Source organism: Arthrobacter sp. OAP107 (assembly GCF_040546765.1).
GTDB lineage: Bacteria > Actinomycetota > Actinomycetes > Actinomycetales > Micrococcaceae > Arthrobacter.
In genome coordinates this window covers 4,191,426-4,213,937 of sequence record NZ_JBEPOK010000001.1, presented here as the reverse complement: position 1 = coordinate 4,213,937, position 22,512 = coordinate 4,191,426, and the positions used below count along the sequence as shown (strand labels likewise).

Here is a 22,512-nt window from a genome sequence, read left to right as displayed (position 1 = left end):
GAATTTTTGGTGACACGCCACGACGATGCTTGTGTTCGATTCGCTCATCTGCCTAGTGAGTGTTTACTCTTATGGTGTCGATCCATAGCCCGGACATGCAGAGGGCAGCCGGCCCTCGCGCCTCTGCCGGGTGCGGCCGTGAAGAGGTATGTGCATGCGCACACTCGTTCTGAATGCTGGATATGAACCGCTGGCGGTAGTGACCTTCCGCCGGGCGCTGGTCCTTGTGCTCACCGGAAAGGCAAGCGTGGTGGCCGAAGGCGACGATCCTGTTGTCGGGCCCCAGGACATCATGGGCCGTCCGTCCGTGATTCTCCTTAACCGCTACATCCGCCCCCGGTACAACATGATCACCGCGGTGAGCAGGCGCGGCGTGCTTCGCCGCGACGGCCACCGGTGCGCCTACTGCGGCAAGGCAGCCCACACCATAGACCATGTCCAGCCGAAATCCCGGGGCGGTGCCGATGTCCTGGGAGAACCTGGTTGCGGCCTGCCTCCGCTGCAACAACGTCAAGGGTGACCACACGCCCAGTGAAATGGGCTGGAAGCTCCGGTTCGATCCGGCTCCACCGGTAGGCACCATGTGGCAGATCAAGGAGCTGGAGAAGCCCACGCCGGCGTGGGACCCGTTCCTGCTTCCGGAAAGAGCAGCCTGATGCCCGCCTGAGCATCGCCGCATTACGCTGGGTGTGTGGACTTTGACGCAATAATCCTGGCCGGCGGCCGCTCCTCGCGACTGGGCGGCTCACCCAAGTCTGCCCTGATGTTCGACGGCGCCACCCTCCTCGAGCGCTCGCTTACGGCAGCAGCGGGTGCCCGGCACACTGTTGTGGTGGGACCTGAGACAGGCGGCCTTCCCGGTGGTGTTCTCAGCACGCGTGAGGACCCGCCCTTTGCGGGGCCGGCGGCGGCAATCGCCGCCGGGCTTGCCGCGCTCCGGAGCGCAGGCCGGTCGGACTTGGTCCTGGTTCTGGCGTGCGACATGCCGCGCGTGGGCGATGCTGTCGGCGCTCTGCTGGAAGCCCTTCCGGGCGCAGGCGCTGACGGCGTTATGGCGGCATCCGCGGACGGCCGCCAGCAGCCGCTGGCGGGTTTTTATAGCACAGCTGCGCTGGAACGCGCCGTGCAGGATGCCGCCGCACGTAACGCCCTGGCGCACGGGTCAGTCTTCGCCCTCCTTGCTAGTCTTGACGTGCAGGCTGTGGTTGTCCCTGCCGGCTCCACGGATGACGTGGACACCTGGGACGATGCGGCCGCGTTGGGAGTAGCTGTCCGGGAGCAATGACCCGCCTTCCGGACAGCCATGAATATGGAGGCAGGCATGAAAAGCCAGGACGAGACGCTTGAGGAATGGTGCCGTCTGCTGCTGCGGGCCTTTGAGCTCGAGGATGTGGACGTGGACATCAACGAGGTGCTGTCCGTTGCGGGAGTGGCTGCGCACTCCGTGGTGCGTCCGGCCGCACCGCTTACTACTTTCATAGCGGGGCTCGCCACCGGCCTTAAGTGCGCTGCGGGCCGGGCCCCGGACGTCGACGCCATGCAAAGCGCCATGAACGTGGCCCGTAACGTTGCGAAATCCTATGCGGCCGACGAGGCCCTGGCGGCGGCAGGTTCCCCGGCCGGCTCCGCTGAAACCTCGACGCCCGCCGGAACTTCGGTGCCCAGCGGGACTCCGGGGGAATGACAGCCGCGCCCGAGCACCGCTCCGACGACGACCCACACGCCTCCGCAGCGGAAACCCCTGGAGGGGACGCCACTGCTGCCGGCGACGGAACTGTTTCGGCCGAACGCACCGTCGGCGAACCCGCGCCTGACACCGACCCCGCATCAGGCGCCGGTCCCGCCGCCGCGGGCAAGCCGGACGGGCAGCCTGAGCAGGAAGCACCGGGGGAGCCGGACCCGCATGCCAAGCACCTGGCGCACACGTGGGCGGAGGCCCGGCAGGCCGCCTTCGACTGTGCCTCCCCGATCCCGGCGGCACCAGTTCCCTTGCGCGAGGCCGTGGGCAGGACCCTGGCCACGGACATCACCGCCCACCAGGACATGCCGCACTATGCGTCCTCCGCCATGGACGGCTGGGCAGTTAATGGAAGCGGTCCGTGGATCCTGGCCGAGCCCGGGCAGCGGCTGGCGCCGCACCAGGCGAGCGTGATCGTAACGGGCGGACTCATTCCCTCCGGCGCCAAGGCGGTGCTCCGCACCGAGAGCGGTGTGATCTCCACGGACGACGACGGGCTCCCCGTCCTTACGCTGGGCGGCGCCGCCCGCCCCGGCGAACCGAGGAACGGCCAGCACATCCGGAAAGCCGCAGAGGAGGCGGCCGCCGGCGACGTGCTGGTCAGGGCCGGCGTCGTGCTTAACCCCGCCCACGTGGCCCTCGCCGCCCTGGCCGGGTACGACGAGGTGGAGGTCGTCGGCAAGCCGGTGGTGAAGCTGCTGCTGACCGGCTCCGAAGTGATCGAGCAGGGACTGCCCGGGCCCGGGCGGGTGCGGGACACGTTCGGGCCACAGCTGGCCACGGTGGTGGAAATGCTGGGCGGCCTGTGCCGTGAACAGGCCCGCATCGGCGACAGCTATACGGAATGGCTGGCGGGCCTCGAAGACTCAGGCATCCCCGAGGCCCTGAACCTGCCGGCCGACGTCGTTATCACCACCGGCGGCACCGGCCGTTCCGGTACCGATCACTTTCGGCGAGCCGTGGCTGAACTCGGCGGACGGCTGGTCATCGACGGCGTGGCAATGCGGCCGGGACACCCCGCCGTCCTCGCCGAACTGCCGGACGGGCGCTTCGTGCTGGGGCTGCCGGGGAACCCGCTGGCCGCGATGATGGCTCTGTCCACGGTGGGCGCTCCGCTCCTGGCCGCCCTCGGACATGGCCAGTTGCCGCCGGTCCGGGAAGTTCCCTGCGGCACCATGATCGAACCCGACCCCGGCCGCACCCGGCTGATGCCCTTCCGGCTCCTGTACGGCATGGCCTCGCCCGCGCAGCACACCGGCCCCGGCATGATGCGCGGACTGGCATCGGCCGACGGCGTCCTCGTGGTGCCGCCGCACGGCGTCCAGCTGGGCGAGATGGTGCCGGCGTTCGCGCTGCCCTGGGGCCCGGACATCCCCGAACCCAAAGCCGCCGAATCCAAACCCAAGAGCCCGGCGCGGAAGTCCGCCTCCCGGACCTCCGCCAAGCAGGCAGCCCAAAACGGGCCCGTGGACTGGAGCGCCCTGCTTGATTGAACTGCGTGCCCGGCGGAGATGCAATGATGGAGGCATGAACAGCCACTCAGCGCGGAGTCTCTCATGGGCCGTGTAACGCAAAGACGCAAGGTACACCGCTACGTCCTGGACGGCTCGGCGGCAGCATTGGAATTTCCGGTCCGGCACCGGGAGGACGTGCTCGCGGTGGAAGAACCTCTTGAGATCCGGCTCGGCAGCCTGTCCTTCTCCGTCACCATGCGCACGCCGGGGGACGACTTCGACCTCGTGGCAGGTTTCCTCGTCTCCGAGGGCGTCATCTGGGATGCCGACCAGCTGATTTCGCTCAGGTTCTGTGCCGGCGAGGACGAAAACGGGGTCCAGACGTTCAACGTGGTCGAGGCCCAGCTGCGGCCCGATGTGCCCCTGCCGGACACGGGCCGGCACGTCTACACCTCCAGCTCGTGCGGGATCTGCGGCACGGACTCCATCGAATCAGTGACGAAGTCCTCGCACTTCAACCCCGCCGCCGACCGGCTCACCGTTCCGGTCGAATCACTTGCCTCCCTGCCGGACAAGCTGCGCGAGGCGCAGGCCGTCTTTGAGGTGACCGGGGGAGTGCACGCGGCCGGACTGTTCAGGATTGATGACGACGGCGGTGCGGAGCTGCTGTGCCTGCGCGAGGACGTGGGGCGGCACAACGCGGTGGACAAAGTGGTTGGCTGGGCTCTCCGGGAACGCAGGCTGCCGCTCAGCAATACCGTGCTCCAGGTATCCGGACGCGCCTCCTTCGAGCTCGTCCAGAAAGCCGCACTGGCCGGCATCCCGGTGCTTGCCGCGGTCAGCGCGCCCTCGAGCCTGGCGGTGGAGCTTGCCGAGTCCACCGGCGTCACGCTTGCCGGTTTCAGCCGGGGAACCAGCCTGAACGTCTACGCAGGCTCCGGCCGCATTGCCACGTCTGCATCGGTGCCGCGATAGGGGCGTGGCCCCTTGGCGGCCGGGTGTCAAGGCAGTAGATTTTATCCATCGAATGGATGCGTTGATCCGCTCAGAAGGCAACTGAACTGCCTGGACGCAAAGCTGACCGGCACGCCCATGCCCGCACGAAAGCCAGCACACCCCGCTTCTGCTTTCACGTACTAAAGAGGTACACATTGCATGACGACCGCCGGATCACGGAAGTCCGCCTGGACCGCTTTCTCCGCGAACGGATCACCCCCGCCATCTACGGGCGCAGCGTGCCCCTGGAGCTCAGCAGCTGGGACGTTCCGGATGAACCCGTCCCGGTCCTGGAGGCGCTGCGCCAGGAGTTCGTCCCGCAGGAACGCGGTGCTGCGTGGGGACGCGCGTGGAGCACGAAGTGGCTGCGGCTCCAGGGAGAGGTGCCGGACGCCTGGGGAACGGCGCCCGATACCGAAGTGGAGATCGTGGTGGACCTCGGGTTCACCACCGAGATCCCCGGCTTCCAGTGCGAAGGGATCGCGTGGCGGCCGGACGGCAGCATCATCAAGGCCATCTCACCCCGCAACCAGCACATCACGCTGAAGCTGCTGGGCAGCGGCCTGGCCGTAGACTTCTATGTGGAGGCGGCAGCCAATCCCGACGTCGCCCAAGGCTGGAGCTTCGCGCCCACTCCGTACGGGGACAAGGCCACAGCGGGCAATGAGCCGCAGTACCGGCTCGGCAGCATCGCCATCGCCGAGCTGAACCGCGCCGTGTGGGAGCTTCAGCAGGACGTGCTGACGCTCAGCGGGCTCATGCACGAGCTCCCCACCGAACTGCCGCGCCGGCACGAGATCCTCCGTGCCCTCGAACGCATGATGGACACCATGGACCCGGACGACGTCCCGGGTACTGCGCCCGCCGGGCGGGCAGCGCTGGCCGAGGTCCTGGCCAGACCCGCCTACGCCTCCGCCCACCAGCTGTTCGCCACCGGCCACGCACACATCGACTCCGCCTGGCTGTGGCCCGTTCGGGAGACCGTGCGCAAATGTGCCCGGACCTTCTCCAACGTGGTGGCCCTCATGGACGAGGACCCGGACTTCGTGTTCTCCTGCTCCTCGGCCCAGCAGCTCGCCTGGATCAAGGAATTCTATCCGGAGCTCTTCGAACGCATCCGGGAGAAGGTGAAGTCCGGCCAGTTCATCCCCGTGGGCGGCATGTGGGTGGAATCCGACACCAACATGCCAGGCGGTGAGGCGATGGCCCGGCAGTTCGTGGAAGGCAAAAGCTTCTTCCTCAGCGAATTCGACGTCGAGTGCAGGGAAGCCTGGCTCCCGGATTCCTTCGGGTACTCCGCGGCCATGCCCCAGATCGTCAAGGCCGCCGGCAGCCGCTGGTTCCTCACCCAGAAAATCTCCTGGAACCAGATCAACCGGATGCCGCACCACACGTTCAACTGGGAAGGCATCGACGGCACCCGCCTCTTCACGCACTTCCCGCCGGTGGACACCTACAACTCCGAGCTCAGCGGCCGTGACCTGGCGCACGCCGAGCGCAACTACCGGGACCACGGCTACGGCGCCAGCTCGCTCGTCCCGTTCGGCTACGGCGACGGCGGCGGCGGACCTACGCGGGAGATGCTGGCCGCCGCGCACCGCGCAGCCGATCTGGAAGGCTCGCCGAAGGTCCGGATCGGTGCGCCGCGCAGCTTCTTTGAACAGGCCGAGGCCGAGTACACAGCGCTGCCCGTGTGGGTGGGGGAGATGTACCTGGAGCTGCACCGCGGCACCTACACCAGCCAGGCCAGGACCAAGCAGGGCAACCGCCGGTCCGAGCACCTCCTCCGCGAGGCTGAGCTGTGGTGCGCCACCGCGGCTGTCCGCTCCGGCGGGCAGTACACCTACCCCGCGGCCGAACTGAAGCGGCTGTGGCAGCTGGTCCTGCTGCAGCAGTTCCACGACATCCTGCCCGGCAGTGCCATCGCCTGGGTGCACCAGGACGCCGAACGCAACTACGCCGCCATCGCCACGGGACTGGAGGCGCTCATCAGCGAGGCGTCCGCAGCCCTGCTTGGCGAAGGCAGGAGGGAGTTCCTGCTCAACGCCAGCCCCCATGCCCGCCAAGGAGTCCCGGCGCTCGCAGCAGCCGCGCCTGCTGTATCCAAGGACGCAGCTACCCGGGATGAGGTTGCGGCCACGCCGCTGGAGGGCGGCTTTGTCCTGGACAACGGCGTTATCCGCGCCGTGCTGGATGACAACGGGCTCCTGACCTCCCTGCGGGATCACGGAACAGGCCGCGAGGCGATCGCTCCCGGCCAGTTCGGCAACCACCTGGAACTGCACCGCGACACCCCCAACGAATGGGACGCCTGGGACATCGACGAGTTCTACCGGCGGAACGTCACCAGCCTGGCCGACGCAGCGGAGGTGCGGCTGGAGCGGCACGGCGGGGACGCCGCCGTCGTGGTTGAACGGCTCACGGGGTCCTCCCGCATTACCCAGCGCATCACGCTGGAGCCGGGCAGCCCGTCCCTGCGGATCTCCACCGAGGTCGACTGGCAGGAACGTGAGAAGCTGCTCAAGCTGGGCTTCCCGCTGGACCTGAGGGCCGACCGCTCCGCGGCGGAGACACAGTTCGGCCACGTCTTCCGGCCCACCCACGTGAACACCTCCTGGGAAGCGGCGAAGTTCGAGATCTGCGCGCACCGCTGGATCCACGTCGCCGAACCGGGGTACGGCGTGGCCATCGCCAACGCCTCCACTTACGGGCACGACGTCGCCCGGTCTGTCAGGGACGACGGCGGGACCACCACCACCGTGAGGCTCTCCCTGCTGCGCGCGGCCAAGTTCCCCGACCCCGAGGCCGACCGCGGACGGCACGTGCTGGACGTCTGGGTCAGGCCGGCAGCGGGAATCGCCGAGGCCGTGGAGGAGGGCTACCGCGCCAACCTCGCGCCGAGGACGGTCCGCGGCGCGCACCCGGCCGAGGCGCTGGTTGCCGTGGACAACCCGGCACTGGTCATTGAAGCGGTAAAGCTGGCCGAAGACGGCTCCGGCGACGTCATCGTCCGGCTGTACGAATCACTGGGCCGGCGCTCCGCCGGACGGCTCACGGCCAACTTCGGGACCACGGGAATCCAGACCGTGGACCTGCTCGAGCGGCCGGTTGAAGGAACGGGTGTCGTGGCGGGAACAGACTCCGCCGAGCTCACGCTGCGGCCGTTCCAGCTGGTGACACTGAGGCTCGCCCGCTGACAGCTAGCCCCGCCTCCGGCGATTTACCCAAAAGGGCCGCCCAGCTTGCTGCCGGGCGGCCCTTTTGGGCAAAACGGGGAAGGCTTGGGGCAGTGGCGGCCTGTAGCGGGCGGTCAGAACTCGTGCAGCAGGCGCCGGACGAACTGCCGGGTCCGCTCCTGCCGCGGCGCGCGGAGGACCTCGGCGGCCGGTCCGCGCTCCACCACCAGGCCGCCGTCCATGAAGATGACCTCATCCGCCACCTGCCGGGCGAAAGCCAGCTCGTGGGTAACGATGACCATGGTCCACCCCTCCTCGGCCAGTTCCTGGATGACGCCCAGGACGTCGCCCACGAGCTCGGGGTCCAGCGCCGAGGTGGGCTCGTCGAACAGCAGCAACTGGGGCTTCAGGGCAAGGGCCCGCACAATGCCCGCGCGCTGCTGCTGGCCGCCGGAGAGCTCGAACGGATATGCATCGCGCTTGTCCGCCAGCCCCACCCTGGCGAGGAGCTTTTCTGCGTCGGCCACGGCCTCGGCCCGCTTGCGCTTCTGGACCTGGACAGGACCCTCAATGACGTTCTGCAAGACCGTCATGTGCGGGAAGAGGTTGTAGTGCTGGAACACCATGGCGCTGCGGTCGCGCAGCTCCGAGATTTCCTTTTTGGAGACCTTGGCCGAGAAATCCAGCACAAGGTCCGGCCCCGCACCTCCGGACGTGCCTGTCCCCGCGGAGGTGCCCGTCCCCGCAAAGGTGACCGTCCCGGCGTCGGGCGTTTCCAGGCCGTTCAGTGAGCGCAGCACGGTGGTCTTGCCCGAACCCGATGGCCCGATCAGGGCCACCACGTTGCCCCGCCGCACGTCTAGGTCGATGTCCCGCAGCACCACGTTGCTGCCGAACGCCTTCGCCAGGTTGCGGACGGACAGCACGGGCCTGGCCTGTGATGCGGCGCCGGAGGGAGCGGGTCCCCGGGTTTCGTCAGTGGGCGACATAGCGGTCCAGTCTCCTTTCAAGGACGGACTGCCCGGAGGAGAGCGCCAGGCAGATCACCCAGTAGACCAGGGCCGCCTCGAGGTACAGCACCATGAATTCCTGGCTGAAGGCCGCGATCTGCTGGGCGTTGCGGAAGAGCTCCGTGACAAGGATCAGCGAAGCCAGGGACGTGTCTTTGACCAGCGAAATGAACGTGTTGGAGAGCGGCGGCACGGATACCCTGGCGGCCTGCGGCAAGATGATGCGGCGAAGCGACTGGCTCCGGGACATGCCGATGGTGTGGCCGGCTTCCCACTGGCCCTTTGGCACGGACAGGATGGCGGCGCGGATGACCTCGGCGGCATAGCCGCCCACGTTCAGCGAAAAGGCAATGATGGCGCTGGGCCACGGATCCAGCTTCACGCCCAGGCTCGGCAGGCCGTAGAAGATTACAAACAACTGCACCAGCAGCGGAGTGCCGCGGATCACGGAAACGTAGAACCGCGCCACGCCGGACACTGCGACATTCCGGCTCAGCCGCATGAGCGCCACCAGCAGGGCCAGCGCGAGGCCGATTACGAACGACGCCAGCGTCAGCGGGATGGTGCCGGTGACTGCCCCGGTGACGATGGGGGGCCGAAGGAGCTCCAGACGAGATCCCAGTTCAACGGCATCTACTTGGTGACGTCCGTGCCGAAGTACTTCTCCGAGATCTTTGCCAGCGTTCCGTCAGCGCGGAGTTCGTCCAGCGCCTTGTCCACCGCGGAGGTGAGCTCCGTGGAACCCTTCCGGAACACGAAGGCGCTTTCGGACTTATCGGTGGTTTCGGCGGCGATCTTCAGCCCGGCATCGGGATTGGTCTTGGCATAGTCGAGGTACGTGAGCTTGTCGTTGACGATGGCATCCACGCGCCCCTGCCGGACCAGCGAAACGCCCTGGGCCCAGCCCTCCACGGACTGGACGTTGGCCCCGGCATCGACGGCCAGCTTGTAGAAATTGCTGGTGAGCGACTGCGCCGTGGTCTTGCCCTTGAGGCTCTCAAAGCTGTTAATGCTGCTGTTGTCCGCCTTCGTCACGATCACGCCAGTGGAGACGGTGTACGGCTTGGAGAAGTCGTACTTGGCCTTGCGTTCGGCGTTGATGGAGATTTGGTTGGCGATGGTGTCGAAGCGCTTGGCGTCGAGGCCCGCGAAGATCCCGTCGAACTGGGTCTCCTGGAAGTTGGCCTTCACACCCAGCTTCTCCGCTACCGCCCGGGCGATCTCCACGTCGTAGCCGGTCAGGTCACCGGCTCCTTCCGCATGGAAGCTGAAGGGCTTGTAGGTGCCCTCGGTGGCGATGACGATCTCGCCCTTGGACTTCACATCGCTCAGTGACGTGTCCGAGCCGCCCGAGGCGGGAGCCGAGGAACCTCCGCCGCCGCCGGAGCCGCCGCCGCAGGCCGTCAGAGCCAGGGCCAGTCCGGCAAGGGTGGCTGCAAGTGCGGAGCGGCGGGAATGGAGACGGTTCATGGCGGATACCTTCTTCTTCAGGCTGCGGCGGGAGGCATCGCGTCGGCCGGGTCCGGCGTCCGGCGATGCCACTGCGTGCAACGCATGGGCAGAGACCTTTTATTTCGCCATCATACGGGGACCGGCCTTCCCTTCCAGGCAGGCCCTTAAACAGGCTGAGTGGGGGCGGTCCCCAACGGCCGCCACCACTCATCCCCCCAAGGTGCGATCCGGCAGGCGCCACAGCTTGTAAGCCAGGCAGCAACTGCTTTCACACATTCATGATTCTCTCACGGTCTAATGATTTTGTGAATCCCGGTTTGCTACCTTTCGGTAGATGACGTTCCGTGACTCCTGCGTTTGGCGGCGTTTACGCGAGCCAGCCAGACCATGACCAGGCCGGAGGTGTACAAAACCACCGCAGCGTTGTTCACCGCGGGCGCCACGGGGAGGAGCTGCGGAGGCGCGAACTCAAGGCAGAGTCCGGCAACGGTTGCCACCGCACCGGCCGCCATCAGGGCCGCCCCGGTCCTGACGAGCCTGGGCAGGTGTTCCCTGACGCTGCGGAGCAGTGCCGGCAGCAGCGCGAGGGAAACGTACGCCAGGTAGCCCCGTGCCGCGGCCCAGTAGAACGGCAGCAGGGCGGCATTCCGGGCGCTGGCGGCGCCGGCGTCCCTGAAGCGGACCGACGAGGCGGTCGGGTCCATCAGAAGGAAGATGGCCACCAGGGCCACCGAGAAAACCGCGAGCATGGCCATCCCGGGGCGGCCGGCGATCATGCGGTGGGCGCCGGGGGCACCGAACCCCTTCGTGACGCGGACCGCAATGAGGTAGATCGCGGCGAAGACAACCAGGCGCAGCAGGACGTGTGCAATGTTGATGCCGCCGAGGGCGCCGTCGATGACCGCATAGAACTGCCCGATGCTCAGGACCGCCGCAGCCGTCGCCAACAGGAAAATGCAGAACAGGGCCGGGTTGACGCCGCGCAGGGTGCTCGGAACCCTTGCCATCGCGGCGCCCCCGCACACTACCAGCGTGATCCAGGGGAGAATCTCGCTCATACCAGGTTCTCCCAGATTCTTTCCGTCTGCTCCTGGTCGTGTTCCTGGCGCCGCAGGGTTTTGCCTAGTGCCTGGAGGCGTTCCCCGGCAAGGGCGGCGAGGTCGCCGTCGCTGAGCCGGTCCAGGGCAGCCTGCCGGGCGCCGGGTGGCCAGCCGGCTTCGGTTTCGGTCACCAGCCCGGAGGCCACCAGTCCGCCTGCCAGTCCGACGCCGGCTGCGCGGGAGGTGGCCAGGGCCAGTTCGGGGGCGAGCCGGTTGGCGGTCAGTTGTGCTGAGTAGTTTTGGGGTGCGACGCCGGTGGCGGCGGAGACGCGGTGGCGGAGTTCGCCGTCGTCGATGGCGTCCACCCAGTTCTTCACGGAGGTGGCATGCGGCGGCGGGCTGAGCTCGGGCGGTCCTGTGCCATTGCCAGTGCCGGCGGCACCTGCTCCGGCGCCGGCCGCGGTGCGGGCAATAATGGCGTGCAGCAGGTCCGCGGTGGCAATTTGGCTGACCAGTTCCTTGTCGGTGGGCGGAGTGGTGGAACCGGCGAGGTCGCTGTACGCCTCAAAAGTGGCCAGGGCGGCAACCGGATTGATGTTGTAGGCCCGGCTGATGCTCACGACTGTGGTCTCGGCAACCTTTCCCCGCACCAACTGCTGGGCGAGGGTGGTCCGCTTTACCCCGGAGAGCCTGCAGACATCGGCCGTGCTGGTATCCGGTGCCACGTCGCTAAGCCAGCGCTGGAATGCTTTGGCTGGGAGGGGCATGAAACGCTCTCTGCTGAACGAATGTTTGACTCATATTAGCGGCGTGGCAATGAGCGGCGCTCGACGGACAGGGCTCCGCGCCGCCGGCCTGCTCTGCCGCTGGCCACCCAGATGAGTGCCAAGCCGATGACGAAGCAGAGGATGGCCGTGTAGTTCACGACGAAACGCAGGAATCCCAGCGGCGGAGGGATGACCGGGAACAGCAAGGTAAGGGGGATCGCGATGCTGCCCACGGCCAAAAGTGCCGCGCTTACCCGGAGCAGGGCGGGCAGCGGGCGCCCGACCGCCCGCAGCATTCCCGGCAGGATGGCGAGGCACACGAAGGCCGGGTAGGCGCGGCCCGCGGCGCCGTAGTACTCGACGAGGAGGGCGTTCTGCTGATTCTTGGCTGCCACGTCCACGAGCCCCGCAGATGAGCCCGACGTGTCCATCAGGACAAAGCACACAACCAGCACGGCAGAAATCACGCCGAGGGCCAGCATGCCGGCCCGTCCCTGGATCAGCTGGATCCCGCGGCTGTCCCCGAACCCGGCCGCAATCCGGAGAGCCAGGAAAAGGATGGCTCCGAAGATGATGAAGCGCAGCAGGAGGTTTGCGACGTTGATGCCGCCAAGCAGGGTGTCGATCGCCAGGTAGGGGCCGCGGATGCTCAGCAGGATGGCCAGCGTCAGGAGCGCCAGGGCATAGAAGATGGACCTGTTTTTCCGGCGGACCAGGTTCGGGATCCGGCTCAGCGCCGCGGCGCCGGACGCGATCAGGGTGGTCCATTGCAGCATTTCAATCATCCGAGGTTCTTCCAAATCTGTTCAGTTTGTCGTTGGTCGTGTTCCTGGCGCCGCAGGGTTTTGCCGAGCGCTTGGAGGCGTTCCCCGGCAAGGGCGGCGAGGTCGCCGTCGCTGAGCCGGTCCAGGGCCGCCTGGCGGGCGCCGGGTGGCCAGCCGGCTTCGGTTTCGGTCACCAGCCCGGAGGCCACCAGTCCGCCTGCCAGTCCGACGCCGGCTGCGCGGGAGGTGGCCAGGGCCAGTTCGGGGGCGAGCCGGTTGGCGGTCAGTTGTGCTGAGTAGTTTTGGGGTGCGACGCCGGTGGCGGCGGAGACGCGGTGGCGGAGTTCGCCGTCGTCGATGGCGTCCACCCAGTTCTTCACGGAGGTGGCATGCGGCGGCGGGCTGAGCTCGGGCGGGCCGGTGGAGCCTGTGGGCGCGGTGCGGTCAATGACTGCCCGCAGCAGGTCGACGGTGGCAATTTGACTGACCAGTTCCTGCAACGTGGGCGGGGTGGTGGAACTGGCGAGGTCGCTGTACGGCTCAAAAGTGGCCAGGGCGGCAACAGGATTGATGTTGTACGCCCGGCTGATGCTCACGACAGTGGTCTCGGCAACCTTTCCCCGCACCAGCTGCTGGGCGAGGGTGGTCCGCTTTACCCCGGAGGCCCTGGCCACATCAGCAATGCTGGCGTCCGGCGCGACGCCGTGCAGCCAGCGCTGGAAGGCCTTGGCGGATAGGGGCATGAAACGCTCTCTACTGACGGGCGGGGCGGTGCGAAGTGGCGGTCCGCCGGCCTCGATTTTACGTACCGCCCCGCTTCAACTATGCTAAATGGTCGAACCCGCTGGTCCGTACACCCCCCAAGTCCGGACCAGCGGGTTCTTTCATGCCCGCCTGAATTTTCGGGGCGAAAACGGGCAGCGGTGAGAGGATGGATTGATGACTGCAACCCTTGTTGCGAAGGACCTTTCGGGCGGTCGTGATCATCGCACCCTGTTCTCCGGGCTGTCCCTCACGGTGGCTCCCGGGGACGTTGTTGGCGTGGTCGGCGCCAACGGTGCGGGCAAGTCCACACTGCTACGCCTCCTTGCCGGCGTGGAGGAGGCACAGGACGGCACCGTCAGCCTCGCGCCCGCCGATGCCTTTGTGGGCTGGCTGCCGCAGGAACACGAACGCGTCCCCGGTGAAACGGTTGCCGCCTACATCGCCCGCCGCACCGGCTGCGCGAAAGCCACCGCCGAGATGGAAGCCACGGCGGAGGCCCTCGGCTCGGGTGCGCCGGGAGCGGACGACGCCTACTCGCTGGCGTTTGACCGGTGGATGGCCTCCGGCGCCGCGGACCTGGACGAGCGGATAGCGCCCGTCCTCGCGGACCTTGGCCTGGATATTGGCCCCGAGGCCGGGATGACCGGGCTCTCCGGGGGGCAGGCTGCGCGCGTGGCGCTCGCCGCCCTGCTGCTGAGCCGCTTCGACGTCGTGCTGTTGGACGAGCCCACCAACGATCTTGACCTGGACGGCCTGGCCAAGCTGGAAGCCTTCGTGCAGGGCCTGCGCGGCGGCGTGGTGCTGGTTTCCCACGACCGCGAGTTCCTGGCCCGCTGCGTGACCTCCATCGTGGAGCTGGACCTCGCCCAGAACTCCGTGGCCGTGTACGACGGCGGATATGAGGCCTTCCTGGAGGAACGCGACGTGGCCCGCCGGCATGCCCGTGAACGGTACGAGGAATTCGCTGCGACCAAGGCGGACCTCGTGTCCCGGGCCCGCACCCAGCGGGAATGGAGCTCCCAGGGCGTCCGGAACGCGATGCGGAAAAGCCCTGACAACGACAAGATCCGCCGCGCCGCCAGCACCGAGTCCTCCGAAAAGCAGGCACAGAAGGTCCGGCAGATGGAATCGCGCATCGCCAGGCTGGACGTGGTTGAGGAACCGCGCAAGGAATGGCAGCTGCAGTTCAGCATCGGCCAGGCGCCGCGGTCCAGCTCCGTGGTGGCAACCCTGCGCGACGCCGTCGTGCGGCAGGGCAGCTTCACCCTGGGGCCGGTGAACCTGCAGCTCAACGCCGGCGAGCGGATCGGCATCACGGGGCCAAATGGGGCCGGCAAGTCCACGCTGCTCCGGCTGCTCCTGGGAAACCAGGAGCCGGACTCCGGGGACGCCTCGCGCGGTGCGTCCGTGGCCGTCGGCGAGATCGACCAGGCCCGCGGGCTGCTGGCCGGACACATGAAACTGGCTGATGCCGTCGAAGCCGTCCTGAGCGACTACACGTCCGCCGAGGTCCGCACGCTGCTGGCAAAGTTCGGCCTCAGGGCGGACCACACCGCGCGCACCGTGGACTCGCTGTCGCCGGGGGAGCGGACCCGCGCCGCCCTGGCCCTGCTGCAGGCGCGCGGCGTAAACCTGCTGGTCCTGGATGAGCCCACCAACCACCTGGACCTCCCTGCGATCGAGCAGCTGGAGGAAGCACTGGAAAGTTACGACGGCGCCCTGCTGCTGGTCACCCACGACCGGCGGCTGCTGGAAAACGTCCGCCTGGACGTGCGCTGGAACGTGGACAACGGCGTCGTCACCGAACTGGCGGCAGGCAAGATGGAGCAGAACAAATGAGCATGGACGGCGTCGCCTGGCGCTCCCTTTACAACATCACCCGGGCCAAAAGCGGTTCCCGGCCCTTCTCCAAGGAGACCCTGAAGCGCGTCATGGGCTTCGCCCGTCCGCACCAGGGAAGACTGATCGCGTTCGTGGCCGTCTCCGTGGCCATGGCCTTCCTGGCGGTTGCCACGCCGGTGCTCGCCGGCCAGGTGGTCAACACGATCGTCGCCCGCGCCGATGCCGGCGAGGTGGTCCGCCTGGCTGCCCTGATCGCGGGCGTGGCCGTGGCTGAGGCAGCACTCGGCATGGTGAGCCGCTGGCTGTCCTCCACCATCGGCGAGGGCGTCATCGTGGACCTGCGCACCAAGGTGTTCGACCACGTGCAGAGGATGCCCATCGCGTTCTTCACCCGGACCCGCACCGGCGCGCTGGTCAGCCGCCTGAACAACGACGTCATCGGCGCGCAGTCCGCGTTCGCCGGAACCCTGTCCGGTGTGGTCAGCAACGTCGTGGCCCTCATCCTCACCCTCGCGGTGATGCTGAACACCTCCTGGCTGGTCACCGTGCTGGCCATGGTCCTGCTGCCGATCTTCCTCATCCCCGCCCGGCGGATGGGCTCCCGGCTGGCGGACCTGCGGCGTGAGGCGGCGGAGCACAACGCCGCCATGGGCACCCAAATGACCGAGCGCTTCTCGGCGCCCGGGGCCACCCTGGTCAAGCTCTTCGGGCGGCCGGACGAGGAATCCCGGGAGTTTGCGCTGCGGGCCGGCCGGGTCCGCGACATCGGCGTGCGGACGGCGATGCTGCAGTTCACATTCGTGACGGCCCTGACGCTGGTCTCAGCGCTGGCCCTGGCCCTGGTTTATGGCCTGGGCGGCTGGCTGGCCATCGGCGGGCAGCTCGCCCCGGGCGACGTCGTGGTGCTGGCGCTGCTGCTCACCCGCCTCTACGCGCCGCTCACCGCGCTGTCCAACGCCCGCGTTGAAATCATGAGCGCGCTGGTCAGCTTTGAGCGGGTCTTCGAAATCCTGGACCTGAAGCCCCTGATCCAGGAAAAGCCCGGTGCGCTGGCGGTCCCGCCCGGGCCCGTGGCCGTGGAGTTTGACGACGTGCGCTTCTCCTACCCCTCGGCGGACAAGGTATCGCTGGCGTCGCTGGAGGAGGTCTCCACGCTGGACACCCGCGGCGGTGAAGAGGTGCTGCACGGGATCAGCTTCCGGGTGGAACCGGGACAGACCGTCGCCCTTGTGGGCTCTTCCGGTGCCGGCAAGTCCACGGTGGCCCAGCTGCTGTCCCGGCTGTACGACGTCGATTCCGGCGCCGTGCGCCTCGGCGGCACCGGTCCGGCCTCTGGCCTGGACGTGCGCGACCTGACCTTCGATTCCATCCGCGCCACCCTGGGCATGGTCACCCAGGACGGGCACCTGTTCCACGAGACCATCGCCTCCAACCTCAGGCTGGCCCGCCCCGAGGCCACCGACGAGGACATGTGGGCAGTCCTGCGCCAGGCCCGGCTCGAAGCCATGATCCGTTCGCTTCCCGACGGCCTCGATACCGTGGTGGGGGAGCGTGGCTACCGCCTCTCCGGCGGGGAGCGGCAGCGGCTCACCATCGCCCGGCTGCTGATCGCCCAGCCGCGCGTGGTCATCCTCGACGAAGCAACCGCAGCGCTGGACTCCACGAACGAAGCTGCCGTGCAGGCGGCGCTGGGCGCCGCGCTGGAAGGCCGCACCGCCGTCGTGATTGCCCACCGGCTCTCCACCATCCGTGCGGCTGACGCCATCCTGGTGGTGGAGGACGGCCGGATTGTGGAGCGCGGGACGCACACGGAGCTGCTGGCTGCCGACGGCCGCTATGCCGAGCTGTACCGGACCCAGTTCGCCGAGGCCACGGCCGTGGCGGAGGACGCGGTTCCGGAGTACTGAACGGGGTCACCGGCCAACCTCCGGGCTACCGGAAGATGTTGTAGGCGCTCCAACCTGATCCAACGATGGTCCGGGTGCCCCAGTTGCCGTTCCTGTAGGGGTAGTGGGCCATTCTGCCGTCAGTGAGGCGGCTGAGCAGGCCTAGATTTCCGGGGGTGAATCCCGTCACCCTGGTGATGTTGTTCACGATATTCCAGCTAATGCCGACCACGCGCCTGGGCTCGGCGATGAAGGTGCCGCCCCCTGTGGAGCGATACAGCAGCAGCTTGCCGTCGCTGCGTCTCGTGAGGAGGTCCTGCTTACCGTCCTGATCGAAATCGGCCATGGTGAGGTAAAGGCCGTTCCAGCCGGTTCCGATCCTGGTGCGCGGGCTCAAGGTGTTTCCGGCGTTGTTGCCGTAGTGCCAGAGAGTTCCGGCGTAGTCGTAGGCAACGATACTGGGGTACTTATCGGTCAACCGCCAGCGGCCCACGACCATGTGGTAATTCCCCCACCCGGATCCGATCACCTGCGCTGGCGCAAATCCCCCTCCGGGTTTACCTGCGTAGAACCGCAGCCCGCCCATCCTTCCACTGCGCGATCAGGTCGAATATGCCGTCCACGTTCCAGTCCGTCACGAAACCCTTGGCGAGCCCTGCCCAGCCGCTGCCGATCTTTTCCCGGGGCTGGAAACCGCCGTGTCCGGTCGGTCGGTAGTTCCACAGCGTGCCATCCGGGCCAGCCGCCACCGTATCGGCGAGGCTGCCGATGGCCAGGCGGGGGGAAGGGGCAGCCGCCGGGGCGCCAATCCGGATTGTTGTAGCAATGCTTGGAACCCCTGTGTCGTCCATCGCAAAGAGCATGTAAGTGCCGGGAACGAGCACGCCGGGATCCGCAGGCAACTTCAACGAGGCGGTATTGCCGGACACCGAAATTGCGGTCAGCGGAATCCGCCGCTGATCGGTGTTCACGCTGTGCGTCACCGTGCTCATCCTCATCAGGGAAAACCTGGTGACCGGTTCCCCGGTGGTTACCGAAATTGTGTTGCCGTTCGCGGCAGTGGCCGGCGCAGCAAGAATTTCCGGCCGTACGCGCGTGTTGCCATTTTCGTCCAGCAGGTAGGGCGGCGTAAAAATCTGTCCATCCAAGTGGTTGGTGGTGCAGTCACCCGCGCACAGCCCGCCACCGCCCGCGAAAACCCGTCCGTCCGGGAGTAGTGTGGCGACACTGTGATAGGCGCGGGGAATGGCCATCGGGGCCAATGTGGTCCACAGTCCGGTCTCAGGGTTCCAGATTTCCGGCGACATTCTGGCCCCGGTGTCGGTTACGGTCTCCGAAGTGCCTTTGCCGCCAATCACGAGTACCTGGCCATCGGGCAGTGCGACCCCGTTGGCGTATTGCCGGCTGAAGGCCATGCTCGCGGTCGGGGCCACGCTGACCCCGCTATTGATGTCGATGGTGTAGGCCTTTGCGGTGGGAGCTACTCCCGAGTAGGCCGTGGCACCGCCCACAGTAAGGATCTTGCCGACGTCGTACATCACGGCGTTGCCGTTCATCGCGTCTGGGCTGTCGGAGCGCAATCCGGCCGAGCTGATGGTGCCGGCTCCCGTGGTGGAAATCCAATTCATCTGGCTGCTAGGTCCGGCATGGAAGACCCTTCCTCCGGGGGCGGCAAACAACCAGGCATGATTGTCGGCGCGGAAGTCGCCCCCGGGATCCTGTGTCCGGATGCTGTCAGAAAGCACATTGGGCAGCGCACGCCAGCCGCCTGCGGCGGACCATATCTCACCGTTCTTGTAGCCGAGGCCACCGGACCAGGATCCGCCGATCGTGAACACCTCGCCGGTAGAGGTGGTCACATCGGACTGGTATCCGCGGGGTATATTCATCGGGGGACCCGCGGTCCAGGTGTCCGTTTCCGGGTCATACAGGGTGGTTTTGTTGCTGCTGCTGCCGCCGCTGACCAAGATCCGGCCGTCTGGCAGCATCGAAACCCCGGGGCAGAACATGTCATGACCGGTGTTGGCTACCTCATTCCGGGTCACTTCACCGGTGGTGAGATTCAGTATCGACGTCTGGGTCAGACCACCGCCGCCACCGTACATGGCAGGAGCATTGGCGGACCAGGTCAATAGCCGGTTGCCTGGAAGGAGTGCCGCTGCGGCGGGGACAAGCGGGAAGTCGATGGTTGGCCCCCAGGACCCCGATGATCCGGTTGCCACGTCCGGTGCCGGCAGATCGCTAGGCTCCTGCCCCACCAGGTTGATCTCCGCGGCGCTGCTCCATGGTCCACGGTCGCCCGCTTCGCTGATTGCCTTCAGCCGCACAAAGCGCGCCGATACCGCCGCGAACGTCACACTTTTTTCTATACTGTTATCCGCCCACGTGCCCCGAGCCACAGGAGTTTCCCACGTGGTGCCGTCCGTGCTGACCGTGATCTCGAAGCTGCCGATCCGGCCATTCGGGACATCAGCACGTGGGAGATAACGGAACCCGGAGATGGTCTGGGTGATCCCGGTGTCTATCGTGATGCTGTGCGGAAAAGGGGTCGCAGGCTCCGTCCCCGCGCTCTGCCAGAAAGTGGCGGCCTCCCCGTCGAGAACGTTTGCTGCCCGCCCGTCCTCCGCAGAGACTTCTTCATCGCTGGCAGTCACCGTCCACCCTATCCGTGACAGCGCAGGCGGAGCCGTCTCTATCACAGCAGCCGGCAGCGCTGTGATGTGTTCGTGGAGTCCTGCGATGTTCGCGGCGTCGTGCGGGGCCACCCCAGGGTGAGCCGTGAAGTGTATGGCTCCCGAGGAGCCGAGCGGAGCCACCACCGCGCACCCCGAGAGCAGCAGCATCGCAATAATGACCGCGAACCTAAACCGACCCATTCCTCCGCCTCCGTCAGGCACCATCGACCAATGACAGGACAAAGCTAGGCGGAGCGGCTTGCGAAAACCTTGGCCCCTGGCGTAGTCAGGGGCGGCCCTAAAGTCAAGAGGTCGCTGGAATGAGGTTCACGAACGGCAATGGAGGCCAGACACTGGAGGCGCTAGCGCCCTTCTTCCGCCAGCGCCGGCAGGATGTGGTCCGTGAGCAGCGGCGCGAGGTCCCCGGGCCACTCCGCCGCAAGGTCCAGCCACCGGATCTCGGCGATCTCCGCGGAGGGGTGCGCCACCCAGGTGCCCGGCGCGGTGAAGACGGTGGCCTCGATTTCCGTGGCCGCCTCATTGGCAGCCTCGGCCAGCCAGACGCCCATGAGGGTCAGCTCACGGGGATCGACGATGATGCCGACCTCCTCCTGCAGCTCCCGCGCGGCGGCCTGCACCGCGGTCTCGCCGGGCTCGGGCTTGCCGCCGGGATGCATGAACTTGTCCGTGCCGCGCTTGCGGACGGTCAGGAGCCGGCCGGCGGCGTCGTAGACACACACGGCGGAGACGATGATGCGGGGATTCACGGTTTCGAGCCTAACCCGTCTGCGGCCGCCGGCACGGGCAGCCGCCGCAGCACTGACTCCAGCAGCAGGTCCTTGCGCGGGCCGGTGACATCCCAGGCGTAACTGAATTCGTCGTCGCCGTGTCGGACGTAGGTGACCCGGTAGGTGTCCGGATCGCACCAGTGCCGGTCCTGGCTGGCGTCCGGCGAGAAGCTCATCCGGTGGAACGGCCGGCCGTCCGGAAACAGCATGTCCATGGCATCCGGCGTGTCCGCGGGCCGGAGCAGGTAATCGCGGGTGGCGGGCCCGGTGAAGGTTTCGCCGTCGCCGCCCGGCCAGTTGACTGAAGGCCAGACCACGGTGCCTTCCTCGTGGAAGCGGAGCCCGTCGTCGTCGGGGGAAAAGATGACGACGCCGGTAAAGGTACCGCGGGTGCCGGCAGCCCGGTCCAGCATGGTCCGCTCCACGGACCAGCGGCCTGGCCGGGAAAGGTTCGGTGAGGCGGGGTCCGCGGGCATTGTGCCCAGCAGATAGTCGCGGAGCCCGGACGGGTGCTGCAGATTCAAGTGCCCTCGATTGGAATCGAACCAACGACACCGGCTTTAGGAGAGCCGTGCTCTATCCACTGAGCTACGAGGGCGGGCGCCCGCCGCGGCCGGGTTTTGGACCGGCCCGTTCGGGCACGCTTACAAGCATACAAGGTGACGGCGCGTACTACGCTCTTGGCATGGCCGCCGCAGCTCAAGTCCCCACCGCCCGGGCAACCTTCCTGCCAGACACCGCCTCCACGCGCCACTACATCGGGGCGTGGGCGGTGCTCAGCGTGGTCCAGTATTTCGTGGCGGAGGCAGCCGTCATCGGCGCCTGGGCCGGACCCGGTCCCTACAGCCGGCGGACCGGCCTCATCAGCGACCTGGGCGCCGTCACGTGCGGAATCTACAGCGGCCGCAGCATCTGCTCGCCGCTGCATGTGCTCATGAATTCCTCCTTCGTGGTGCAGGGCCTGGGGATGCTGCTGGGTGCACTGCTGCTGAGCTCGGCGCTGCTGCGGGTGGCCGCCCGGACCGGAGTGCGGGTGGCGGCAAGCCATTCAAAGGAAGCGCCCTGGTATACGGCGGTGGCGGCCCGGATCCTCACCGGGACGGCCGGCGCCGGCACGATCATCGTTGGGCTGGTCCCGGAGGACCTGGAGTCGCGCTGGCACTACGCCGGGGCCGTGATGTACTTCATCGCCGGATCTCTGGCATTGCTGCTGCTCGGCGCGCTGTGGCTCCGGCAGTCACCGCTGGGCTGGTTCGTGCTGGCCAGCGGCGGAGTGTCCGCGGCCGCGCTCGTCACGGCAGCCGTCACCGGCCTGGACGTCCCCGAGCCCGGAACCCTGGAGCGGCTGATGGGCTACCCCATCACGATAGGCCTGGCCGCCGCCGGCCTGGTCATCGCCCAGCGCGTCCGGCGGGAACGGCAGGTGCGCAAGGCCTACGCCCGGGCCCAGGCGGCCCGTGGAAACGCTTAGGCTTCCGATTGCGGGGCTTTCCTTGCGGACCGGCGCCCCTGGAACACAGCGGCGCCGCCGGCGAGAAGGCTGGCGACGAACAGTACCCAGCCGGCCACGGTGAGGCCGGACGCCAAGGCGACCTGGCCGCCGTCGAGGTTTACCGCCGCGATCATGGAATCGATGGTGACGTTGCCCCACAGCCGGACCACCACGAACAGCAGCGGCAGCGCCCAGAGCGCCCAGCGAAGCGTCTTGTTGGCCACGTTGGTGCCGATCAGCAGCAGCCAGGTGAAGGCGAAGATCAGTGGAAACAGGGTGCCCGCCGTCTTGTGGACGTAGTTGAGCTGGCCGCGGGCGTCCCCGTCCAGGGCGCGGCGGAGCTGCTCAATGTAGCCCGAGTCGAAGCCGCCCACCAGGGAATCGGGCATGGCCAGCCCGCCGGACAGCTGGGTGAGCTGGTTCAGCGTGAGCAGGTGGACGTACCAGAACAGGAACAGGCTGGCCACCACGCCGGCGATGACGATGAGGTTGGCGTTGTTCTGCGCCTTCGCAGGTGTGCGGTCCGTGCCGGGATTGATCACCGGCGGCAGGTGGTGCTGGGGTACTGCGGCCTTCGCGCCGTGCTTCTTGATTCGCTGTGCAGGTGTTTTGGCCATGCGTCCATTATCGCCGCCGCAGACCAGGCCTGCTGTACCCTGCCTCTGCT

At 67.4% G+C, this 22,512-nt stretch carries 19 protein-coding genes, 1 tRNA gene and 2 pseudogenes; 9 read left to right on the top strand and 13 right to left on the bottom strand.

Features of this window, described 5'->3' with window-relative positions; genetic code table 11:
• Positions 1 to 154: 154 nt before the first annotated feature.
• The 6 genes and pseudogenes from ABIE00_RS19295 to ABIE00_RS19270 all read left to right on the top strand — a co-directional run bounded on the left by ABIE00_RS19295 (position 155) and on the right by ABIE00_RS19270 (position 7,385).
• A pseudogene (locus ABIE00_RS19295) lies at positions 155 to 656 on the top strand (HNH endonuclease).
• A 35-nt stretch (positions 657 to 691) separates the two neighbouring features.
• On the top strand, positions 692 to 1,285 hold the full coding sequence (gene mobA, locus ABIE00_RS19290; RefSeq protein ID WP_354262304.1) for a molybdenum cofactor guanylyltransferase: 594 nt from the start codon (positions 692 to 694) through the stop codon (positions 1,283 to 1,285).
• A gap of 36 nt (positions 1,286 to 1,321) precedes the next feature.
• The gene (locus ABIE00_RS19285; protein ID WP_354262303.1) at positions 1,322 to 1,684 is read left to right on the top strand and encodes a DUF6457 domain-containing protein; all 363 of its coding nucleotides are present in this window, start codon (positions 1,322 to 1,324) and stop codon (positions 1,682 to 1,684) included.
• Positions 1,681 to 3,231: a molybdopterin molybdotransferase MoeA gene (locus tag ABIE00_RS19280; RefSeq protein WP_354262302.1), complete on the top strand. Its 1,551-nt coding sequence runs from the start codon at positions 1,681 to 1,683 to the stop codon at positions 3,229 to 3,231. The genes ABIE00_RS19285 and ABIE00_RS19280 overlap by 4 nt, the downstream gene beginning before the upstream one ends.
• Positions 3,232 to 3,294: 63 nt before the next feature.
• Positions 3,295 to 4,167, top strand: a complete 873-nt coding sequence (fdhD, locus tag ABIE00_RS19275) for a formate dehydrogenase accessory sulfurtransferase FdhD (protein WP_354262301.1) — start codon at positions 3,295 to 3,297, stop codon at positions 4,165 to 4,167.
• Positions 4,168 to 4,343: 176 nt separating this feature from the next.
• The gene (locus ABIE00_RS19270; protein WP_354262300.1) at positions 4,344 to 7,385 is read left to right on the top strand and encodes an alpha-mannosidase; all 3,042 of its coding nucleotides are present in this window, start codon (positions 4,344 to 4,346) and stop codon (positions 7,383 to 7,385) included.
• Positions 7,386 to 7,498: 113 nt separating this feature from the next.
• On the opposite strand, the gene ABIE00_RS19265 is transcribed toward ABIE00_RS19270, so the two are convergent.
• The 7 genes and pseudogenes from ABIE00_RS19265 to ABIE00_RS19235 form a co-directional block, all read right to left on the bottom strand.
• Entirely contained in the window at positions 7,499 to 8,353 is an 855-nt protein-coding gene (locus ABIE00_RS19265; RefSeq protein ID WP_354262299.1) for an amino acid ABC transporter ATP-binding protein, read from the bottom strand.
• Positions 8,340 to 9,001: pseudogene (locus ABIE00_RS19260) on the bottom strand (amino acid ABC transporter permease). Before ABIE00_RS19260 ends, ABIE00_RS19265 begins: the two are co-directional and overlap by 14 nt.
• A gap of 6 nt (positions 9,002 to 9,007) precedes the next feature.
• On the bottom strand, positions 9,008 to 9,844 hold the full coding sequence (locus ABIE00_RS19255; RefSeq protein ID WP_354262298.1) for an amino acid ABC transporter substrate-binding protein: 837 nt from the start codon (positions 9,842 to 9,844) through the stop codon (positions 9,008 to 9,010).
• Positions 9,845 to 10,146: 302 nt separating this feature from the next.
• Complete coding sequence (locus tag ABIE00_RS19250; RefSeq protein WP_354262297.1) at positions 10,147 to 10,884, bottom strand: hypothetical protein; 738 nt, start codon at positions 10,882 to 10,884, stop codon at positions 10,147 to 10,149.
• Positions 10,881 to 11,633: a hypothetical protein gene (locus ABIE00_RS19245; RefSeq protein ID WP_354262296.1), complete on the bottom strand. Its 753-nt coding sequence runs from the start codon at positions 11,631 to 11,633 to the stop codon at positions 10,881 to 10,883. The genes ABIE00_RS19250 and ABIE00_RS19245 overlap by 4 nt, the downstream gene beginning before the upstream one ends.
• 35 nt (positions 11,634 to 11,668) lie before the next feature.
• Entirely contained in the window at positions 11,669 to 12,418 is a 750-nt protein-coding gene (locus tag ABIE00_RS19240) for a hypothetical protein (RefSeq protein ID WP_354262295.1), read from the bottom strand.
• Positions 12,415 to 13,140: a hypothetical protein gene (locus tag ABIE00_RS19235; RefSeq protein WP_354262294.1), complete on the bottom strand. Its 726-nt coding sequence runs from the start codon at positions 13,138 to 13,140 to the stop codon at positions 12,415 to 12,417. Before ABIE00_RS19235 ends, ABIE00_RS19240 begins: the two co-directional genes overlap by 4 nt.
• A 196-nt stretch (positions 13,141 to 13,336) precedes the next feature.
• On the opposite strand from ABIE00_RS19235, the gene ABIE00_RS19230 reads away from it, so the two are divergent.
• Both ABIE00_RS19230 and ABIE00_RS19225 read left to right on the top strand, forming a co-directional pair.
• On the top strand, positions 13,337 to 15,001 hold the full coding sequence (locus tag ABIE00_RS19230) for an ABC-F family ATP-binding cassette domain-containing protein (RefSeq protein ID WP_354262293.1): 1,665 nt from the start codon (positions 13,337 to 13,339) through the stop codon (positions 14,999 to 15,001).
• Positions 14,998 to 16,911 (top strand): ABC transporter ATP-binding protein, encoded by a 1,914-nt coding sequence (locus tag ABIE00_RS19225; RefSeq protein WP_354262292.1) that lies wholly within the window; start codon positions 14,998 to 15,000, stop codon positions 16,909 to 16,911. The genes ABIE00_RS19230 and ABIE00_RS19225 overlap by 4 nt, the downstream gene beginning before the upstream one ends.
• A 25-nt stretch (positions 16,912 to 16,936) precedes the next feature.
• Here ABIE00_RS19225 and ABIE00_RS19220 read toward each other — a convergent pair whose 3' ends face one another.
• The 5 genes from ABIE00_RS19220 to ABIE00_RS19200 all read right to left on the bottom strand — a co-directional run bounded on the left by ABIE00_RS19220 (position 16,937) and on the right by ABIE00_RS19200 (position 20,951).
• Positions 16,937 to 17,389, bottom strand: coding sequence for an FG-GAP repeat domain-containing protein (locus ABIE00_RS19220; protein ID WP_502914235.1), 453 nt, complete (start codon positions 17,387 to 17,389; stop codon positions 16,937 to 16,939).
• A gap of 58 nt (positions 17,390 to 17,447) precedes the next feature.
• The gene (locus ABIE00_RS19215; protein ID WP_354262290.1) at positions 17,448 to 19,766 is read right to left on the bottom strand and encodes a galactose oxidase family protein; all 2,319 of its coding nucleotides are present in this window, start codon (positions 19,764 to 19,766) and stop codon (positions 17,448 to 17,450) included.
• Between the two features lie 161 nt (positions 19,767 to 19,927).
• The gene (locus tag ABIE00_RS19210; RefSeq protein WP_354262289.1) at positions 19,928 to 20,332 is read right to left on the bottom strand and encodes an NUDIX hydrolase; all 405 of its coding nucleotides are present in this window, start codon (positions 20,330 to 20,332) and stop codon (positions 19,928 to 19,930) included.
• Entirely contained in the window at positions 20,329 to 20,877 is a 549-nt protein-coding gene (locus ABIE00_RS19205) for a DUF6314 family protein (protein ID WP_354262288.1), read from the bottom strand. The genes ABIE00_RS19210 and ABIE00_RS19205 overlap by 4 nt, the downstream gene beginning before the upstream one ends.
• 1 nt (position 20,878) lies before the next feature.
• A tRNA-Arg gene (locus ABIE00_RS19200) sits at positions 20,879 to 20,951 on the bottom strand.
• Positions 20,952 to 21,038: 87 nt separating this feature from the next.
• Here ABIE00_RS19200 and ABIE00_RS19195 point away from each other — a divergent pair.
• Entirely contained in the window at positions 21,039 to 21,824 is a 786-nt protein-coding gene (locus ABIE00_RS19195) for a DUF998 domain-containing protein (RefSeq protein WP_354262287.1), read from the top strand.
• Here the strand turns inward: ABIE00_RS19195 and ABIE00_RS19190 are convergent.
• On the bottom strand, positions 21,821 to 22,462 hold the full coding sequence (locus ABIE00_RS19190) for a hypothetical protein (RefSeq protein ID WP_354262286.1): 642 nt from the start codon (positions 22,460 to 22,462) through the stop codon (positions 21,821 to 21,823). The genes ABIE00_RS19195 and ABIE00_RS19190 overlap by 4 nt on opposite strands.
• Positions 22,463 to 22,512 lie beyond the last annotated feature (50 nt).